The 1,260-nt window shown below is 53.2% G+C and carries 1 protein-coding gene; it reads right to left on the bottom strand.

Annotated features, from left to right (window positions below):
- Positions 1–23: 23 nt before the first annotated feature.
- Positions 24–854 carry a plasmid replication protein gene (locus BHE89_RS17730; protein ID WP_353615143.1) on the bottom strand — a complete coding sequence of 277 codons (831 nt, stop codon included), beginning with the start codon at positions 852–854 and terminating at the stop codon, positions 24–26.
- Positions 855–1,260: the final 406 nt, after the last annotated feature.

Here is a 1,260-nt window from a genome sequence, read left to right as displayed (position 1 = left end):
GGGGGGATGGGAGATTCTGGTGGCTATCTCCCCTTACGCTGGGGTTCATCAATGATGTCGTGGTCGATCATGCCGTGCTTGATGGCCCGTAGCTCTGTCTGCTGCTTACGCTTGTTGGACGCCATCACCTGCTTCACGAAGTTCTCATGAGGCCTTATGACGTACCGCACGTCGATGACTCTGCGGCCATCCTTGATCTGGTTCGCGTCGTAGTCGCTTACGACCTCTTGTTTGATGAGGGCCTCCAGAGCGAGCTTCATGGCTCTGACGTTCTCCGGCATCCGTGGGCTCAATTCACGAGGGCTCTGGGTCAGGAAGCTGATAAGCGATGGCGTGTACGGCGAATCTGGTGATGCTTGAGTCCAGTAGTGGCTCATTCGCTTGTAGATGTACCGTGCAAGAGGGGAGCGGATTTGCATTCCGATTTTGTAGTTGTATTGACGGAACGACAGATTCATGATCGATTCGTTTACCAGCGGGTTGAACTGCACATAGCACCTGGCGTTCCCGCCTTTCTTGCGAAACTCACCTCTGGTGGTCAGTCCCACCATCGGGAAGAAGCTGGAGCTGATGAAGGCTTCACCGTCATCACTGATACATTCAAGTGTTGCGCCACGACAAACCTGGATTGCTTCCTTGATTTCGTTCAGGTTGTACCCGTGACCCATCTTCGAGAGCTCTTTCTGGAGTTCGTACAGAGTGAACATGACTCCAGCCTTGCCCTCGATGATATGGCCTTTCCCGTTCACTGCGAGCTTGCGTAGAGCATCCTCAAGGATTTCCTCTCGCTGTCCCGCGTAGATCAGCACGGTTCTTCCGTCATCCTTCTCGATGATGGCTGGCTTCACCTTCACCGTGAACTGCTGGCCTCTGATGGAGCATTGTCGCGTCACTACAGCGTTGGACAAATCTTCATGCTCACGCTTTTGGTCCCAAATGTACTTAGGCAGCGCATCGTAGATCTCGATGGTGTTGGAGTAGTCGTCTTTCTTGGCCGAGATTCAATAATCTCAAACAGGCTCATTTGCGGCGAGTCTTTGATTACGTCGAGTTTCTCCAGGTCTTTTGTCTTTGGTTCTCTTGCTCATGATTGTTCCGTCGATACTTTCTAGCTGGTGGTCCATGCCGCCAGCAGTGTCAAAACTCCCGCTGCTACCGTTGCTGAAAACACTAGCTGGTAGATGCGACGCTTAGCCCCCGCAGTGCTGCTCATGAAGCGCAGGGCTGCCGCTTCATACCGGAAATGGGCGAACTCACCCC

Source organism: Shigella sp. FC1967, assembly GCF_001743005.1.
Lineage (GTDB): Bacteria > Pseudomonadota > Gammaproteobacteria > Enterobacterales > Enterobacteriaceae > Proteus.
The sequence above is the reverse complement of the archived record's forward strand: the minus strand, read 5'-3'. Positions and strand labels throughout refer to the sequence as shown.